Origin of the sequence: Hydrocoleum sp. CS-953 (assembly GCF_002260545.1) — a bacterium.
In the GTDB taxonomy this organism is placed as follows: domain Bacteria; phylum Cyanobacteriota; class Cyanobacteriia; order Cyanobacteriales; family Microcoleaceae; genus Trichodesmium.
The window spans coordinates 1-5,690 of record NZ_LGSU01000958.1 but is presented as its reverse complement, the minus strand read 5'-3'; the positions used below and the strand labels follow the sequence as shown (position 1 = coordinate 5,690).

At 35.0% G+C, this 5,690-nt stretch carries 5 protein-coding genes and 4 pseudogenes; 8 read left to right on the top strand and 1 reads right to left on the bottom strand.

All coding sequences use genetic code 11. The annotated features are described in order from the left end of the window. The first annotated feature begins 11 nt into the window (after window positions 1-11). From AFK68_RS45060 to AFK68_RS41635, 6 genes and pseudogenes are all read left to right on the top strand, one after another. Window positions 12-134, top strand: a complete 123-nt coding sequence (locus AFK68_RS45060) for a hypothetical protein (protein WP_094673235.1) — start codon at window positions 12-14, stop codon at window positions 132-134. Between the two features lie 202 nt (window positions 135-336). Next, window positions 337-660, top strand: a complete 324-nt coding sequence (locus AFK68_RS13360) for a leucine-rich repeat domain-containing protein (protein ID WP_094673234.1) — start codon at window positions 337-339, stop codon at window positions 658-660. A gap of 249 nt (window positions 661-909) precedes the next feature. Beyond that, a pseudogene (locus AFK68_RS13355) lies at window positions 910-1,161 on the top strand (leucine-rich repeat domain-containing protein); the annotation flags it as partial. Window positions 1,162-1,184: 23 nt separating this feature from the next. Then, window positions 1,185-1,325, top strand: a pseudogene (locus AFK68_RS45055) (leucine-rich repeat domain-containing protein); the annotation flags it as partial. A 15-nt stretch (window positions 1,326-1,340) separates the two neighbouring features. Further along, window positions 1,341-1,538: pseudogene (locus AFK68_RS45050) on the top strand (leucine-rich repeat domain-containing protein); the annotation flags it as partial. A 6-nt stretch (window positions 1,539-1,544) separates the two neighbouring features. After that, window positions 1,545-2,036, top strand: a complete 492-nt coding sequence (locus AFK68_RS41635; protein ID WP_371357370.1) for a hypothetical protein — start codon at window positions 1,545-1,547, stop codon at window positions 2,034-2,036. Between the two features lie 286 nt (window positions 2,037-2,322). Here AFK68_RS41635 and AFK68_RS13335 read toward each other — a convergent pair whose 3' ends face one another. After that, the gene (locus AFK68_RS13335) at window positions 2,323-2,913 is read right to left on the bottom strand and encodes a Uma2 family endonuclease (protein WP_094673231.1); all 591 of its coding nucleotides are present in this window, start codon (window positions 2,911-2,913) and stop codon (window positions 2,323-2,325) included. Window positions 2,914-3,750: 837 nt separating this feature from the next. Between AFK68_RS13335 and AFK68_RS13330 the strand changes: the two are divergent. Both AFK68_RS13330 and AFK68_RS13325 read left to right on the top strand, forming a co-directional pair. Next, window positions 3,751-4,873: pseudogene (locus AFK68_RS13330) on the top strand (CBS domain-containing protein); the annotation flags it as partial. Between the two features lie 57 nt (window positions 4,874-4,930). Then, window positions 4,931-5,690: CBS domain-containing protein (locus AFK68_RS13325; RefSeq protein WP_371357369.1), on the top strand; the 760-nt coding region annotated here is incomplete at its 3' end.

Here is a 5,690-nt window from a genome sequence, read left to right as displayed (position 1 = left end):
ATAATCAATTAATAAAAATCCCAGAGTCAATCTCTCAACTCTCTAATTTAGAAACTATTGATTTACAAGATAATCAATTAACAATCATTCCAGAGTCAATCTCTCAACTCTCTAATTTAACAAGGCTTTTTTGACATCAAAATTAATTAACAAAAATCTCAGAGTCAATATCTCTATTGATTTACAAGATAATCAATTAACAATCATTCCAGAGTCAATCTCTCAACTCTCTAATTTAACAAGGNACAAGATAATCAATTAACAATCATTCCAGAGTCAATCTCTCAACTCTCTAATTTAACAAGGCTTTTTTGACATCAAAATTAATTAACAAAAATCTCAGAGTCAATATCTCAACTATCTAATTTAACAACCCTTTATTTAGGTGGGAATCAATTAACAAAAATCTCAGAGTCAATATCTCAACTATCTAATTTAACAACCCTTTATTTAGGTGAGAATCAATTAACAAAAATCCCAGAGTCAATCTCTCAACTCTCTAATTTAACAAGGCTTTATTTAGGTGGGAATCAATTAACAAAAATCCCAGAGTCAATCTCTCAACTCTCTAATTTAGAAACTATTGATTTACAAGATAATCAATTAACAATCATTCCAGAGTCAATCTCTCAACTCTCTAATTTAACAAGGCTTTTTTGACATCAAAATTAATTAACAANACAAGATAATCAATTAACAATCATTCCAGAGTCAATCTCTCAACTCTCTAATTTAACAAGGCTTTTTTGACATCAAAATTAATTAACAATCATTCCAGAGTCAATCTCTCAACTATCTAATTGAACAACCCTTTATTTAGGTGGGAATCAATTAACAAAAATCTCAGAGTCAATCTCTCAACTATCTAATTGAACAACCCTTTATTTAGGTGAGAATCAATTAACAAAAATCCCAGAGTCAATCTCTCAACTATCTAATTTAACAATGCTTAATTTAAGCAATAATCAGTTAAGAACAATCCCAGAGTCAATCTCTCAACTATCTAATTTAGAAGGACTTGCTTTACATGAGAATCAATTAACAAAAATCTCAGAGTCAATCTCTCAACTATCTAATTTAACAAGGCTTTATTTAGATAATAATCAATTAACAAAAATCCCAGAGTCAATCTCTCAACTCTATAATTTAGACAGCCTTAATNATCTAATTGAACAACCCTTTATTTAGGTGGGAATCAATTAACAAAAATCTCAGAGTCAATCTCTCAACTATCTAATTTAACAAGGCTTTATTTAGATAATAATCAATTAACAAAAATCCCAGAGTCAATCTCTCAACTCTATAATTTAGACAGCCTTAATTGAAATGAGAATCAATTCACAACAATTCCCGAGTCAGTCTGTAAACTCTCCTCTTTAAAAGAGCTTTATTTAAATAGCAATCAATTAACAAAAATTTCAGAGTCGATCTGTCAATTATCTAATTTAACAAGGCTTGATTTAAAAAATAATCAATTAACAAAAATTCCAGAGTCGAGCTGTCAACTCTCCTCTTTAAAAGAACTTAATTTAAGAAATAATCCCCTGAAAACTCCGCCAAGAGAAATAGCAGAAAAAGGAATAAAAGCAATTGAGGAATATTTCCAAAGGCAAATTTTCCCAGAAGAGGTAGAGATAGAAGAGAAAACTTCAGCAAACAATAGGGGTAATATTTCCCTCAAACGAGCTAAAAAATTAATCGAATTTCTCATAAATTATAGTCAGACTAATGATGAGGGTGGCAAATTATCAACTGAATGGATAGAGAGAAATAGCGATCGCCCTCAACTGCAAATAACCACAAATTTAAGAGAGCTTGCTTGTCTATTAAATTCAGAAATATCATCTAAAAATAGTAATCAAGCTAATCAACAAAAGAATCAGATTCGGGATACGATAAACCGCCTAAAAAAATTAGAAATTGTGACAGAGAATAGTGAAGCTAGTGACAAAAGTAAAGGTATTAGAAGTTTAATATTTTCTCTTTGGGATTCTTATAAAAAGGAAGAAAATCTAGTACAATTAGAGCTAGTATGAAAAAATAGAATCGTCAAAAGCAAGAACAAAACAAGATGAATTAGATGTTCTGAAAAACTCCAATAATTAATGTAGCACTAGGTTTATTCTGACTCTACCGCATCAGTTTCCAAATTAACTCCTTCATATAAAACCTCAATAGCAAAAGTAAATTCAATACTCTTTAATGTAATTGACTCACCTTCTGTATATGCACAATAATGCNAAATAGAATCGTCAAAAGCAAGAACAAAACAAGATGAATTAGATGTTCTGAAAAACTCCAATAATTAATGTAGCACTAGGTTTATTCTGACTCTACCGCATCAGTTTCCAAATTAACTCCTTCATATAAAACCTCAATAGCAAAAGTAAATTCAATACTCTTTAATGTAATTGACTCACCTTCTGTATATGCACAATAATGCCAAATTTTTCCCTCCCCACGTTGAAAAATTTCTACAGAAATTGATTCTGAATCTACTAAAACATATTCTTGCAAACTGGGAAATTGACGATAATATTTAAACTTATTGCCGCGATCGTATTTTTCTGTACTAGGGGAAATAACTTCAATTATTACTTTAGGATGTTCGATAAACTTACGAGATTTTACATCATCAGGATGACAACTAATAACTAAATCTGGATAGAAATAATAACTATTTTTAGCATCTTGAACTTTAGCATCAGACACATTAACTCGACAACCTCTTTGACGGAGATGAGGTCTCAGAGCTGTATAAAAATTAAGAGCAATATCATTATGAGGAAGACTTCCTCCAGTCATAGCTAAAATTTCACCGTCTACATATTCATGGCGAAATTCCTGTTTAGCTTCCCATTCTAGATATTCTTCAGGGGTAATTTTTTGGTAATCTTGAGGTTGAGCAATCATAAGTTTTTTTCTCCTCTAACGTTTCGTTATATCTGCCTTTTCAGATAAATCTATAATATCAAATCCGTCTGATCGGACAGACAAAAATTCTCCGATCGCCATAACTACCCTCATCTTTCTAATTCTTTCTCCTCCTGACTCCTGACTCCTGACTCCTGACTCCTCAAGAGTTAACCATTCTATAACTGTTTAACCGGATTTGATATAACTTCTCNTCTCCTCTAACGTTTCGTTATATCTGCCTTTTCAGATAAATCTATAATATCAAATCCGTCTGATCGGACAGACAAAAATTCTCCGATCGCCATAACTACCCTCATCTTTCTAATTCTTTCTCCTCCTGACTCCTGACTCCTGACTCCTGACTCCTCAAGAGTTAACCATTCTATAACTGTTTAACCGGATTTGATATAACTTCTCTGCCACTTTCTGCTTGCTGCTTTTGTAAATCAGCAAATATAATTCCAAATCATGGTTGAATGAAAGAGAGTATTCTTGACAAATTTTGTGAATTTATTCAACAATGTCATAGTGATACATAATTAACTTCAAGGAGTTCGTAACAATCTAAATTTGGTAACACAGCGCTTTCTATTGTTATGAGGTATAGTCATCCCAGGCAAGATGCCGATACTAGCAAATTTGCACCATTTACCTTGAAGAAGATAATATACTATTTTAATAATACCTAATTATTTTAAATTAAAACTTCTTACTTTTGACTTTTGACTTTTGAATTTTTATAGAAGATAATATACTATTTTAATAATACCTAATTATTTTAAATTAAAACTTCTTACTTTTGACTTTTGACTTTTGAATTTTTACTTTTAATAAATGAACATAATCTTATGCCACACAACCGCAGACTTCGACGCTCTCGGCGCCGCTGTCGGACTAACTCACCTCCACCCAGGTAGTCGCCTCGTACTAACAGGCGGTTGTCACCCTACCGTCAAACAATTCCTCGCTCTCCATCGAGATGAATTTGCCATCATCGAACGTCGCTCCGTTAACCCAGAACAAATTCGCTCTATATATATAGTAGATAGTCAAACACGCTCCCGACTCGGAAAAACTACCGAATGGTTAGACTTACCCCACCTATCAGAAATTATCATCTACGACCATCACTGTGAAATTCAAACCGATATTCCCGCTACCCAAACTTATATAGAAGCAGTGGGAGCTACCACAACCCTAATCACAGAAAAACTCCAGACTCTCCAAAATAAACCTACCCCTATATTAACTCCAGCAGAAGCAACAATTATGGCACTGGGTATTCATGTTGATACTGGTTCCCTGACTTTTGACCATACAACACCAAGAGACGCAGCAGCTTTAGCATGGTTAATGCAGCAAGGAGCAAGTTTATCTGTGATAGGTGAATATGTCGAACCCGGTTTGTCACACCAACTGCAAGATTTATTAAAAATAGCTCTGGAAAATTTGCAACGCTCCACCGTGAGAAAATATCAAATAGGGTCAATACTTTTACACACAGATGAATATGTTCCTGGTTTATCCAGTTTAGCTTCCAGTTTAATTGACCTCACAGAAATAGATGCTCTATTGCTAGCTCACACCCACTCCCTCAAAAACACAACAGAAAAAAGCTTAAATATTATCGGGCGATCGCGCATCCCAGATACTAACCTCAGTCAACTATTTCAACCTCTAGGGGGTGGTGGTCATAACCGAGCAGCAGCACTTAGTCGGCGAGACACCAAACCCCAAGCAACATTAGAAAAGTTAGTAGATAGACTCATCTCTCAAATTCCTCACCCACCCACTGCTAGAGATTTGATGTCATCTCCAGTTCGCACCATTCCTCCCGAAACATCTATAGAAGAAGCTCACCGAATACTATTACGTTATGGTCATTCTGGTTTATCAGTAGTAGACTCATTTGGGGAATTGGTGGGAATTATTTCTCGGCGAGATATTGATATTGCTCNAGTTAGTAGATAGACTCATCTCTCAAATTCCTCACCCACCCACTGCTAGAGATTTGATGTCATCTCCAGTTCGCACCATTCCTCCCGAAACATCTATAGAAGAAGCTCACCGAATACTATTACGTTATGGTCATTCTGGTTTATCAGTAGTAGACTCATTTGGGGAATTGGTGGGAATTATTTCTCGGCGAGATATTGATATTGCTCTGCATCATGGTTTTAGTCATGCTCCAGTCAAAGGTTACATGACACCCCAACTGAAAACTATTTCCCCAGAAACAACTCTCCCAGAAATTGAAGAGTTGATGGTTACTTATGATATTGGGCGGTTGCCTGTCTTAGAAAATAACCGTCTAGTTGGAATAGTCACCCGTACCGACGTTTTACGGGAATTGCATCAACAACAACGCCCCCAAAATCAACAACCTGGTTGCATTCCTGGGGAAACTTGTAAATCAATTACACAACTTTTAGAAGATCGCCTCGCACCCCAACTTTGGCAACTACTCACTTTGGTTGCTGAGTTGGCAGAAAAAAGAGGTTGGCAACTATATCTAATTGGGGGAGGAGTAAGAGACTTACTGTTATCAAAATTTGATGATACTCTATTATTAACAGACATAGATTTAGTTGTAGATGGTTGTCACTCAGACTCAGCAGCAACAGCTCCAGCAGTAGAGTTAGCACAAGCACTGCAAAAAATTTATCCGACAGCACGTTTAGAAGTTCACGGTCAATTTCAAACTGCTGCTCTCCTCTGGCACAATGATCTAGTATTAGACTCCCTTTGGATAGATATTGCTACTGCTCGTACAG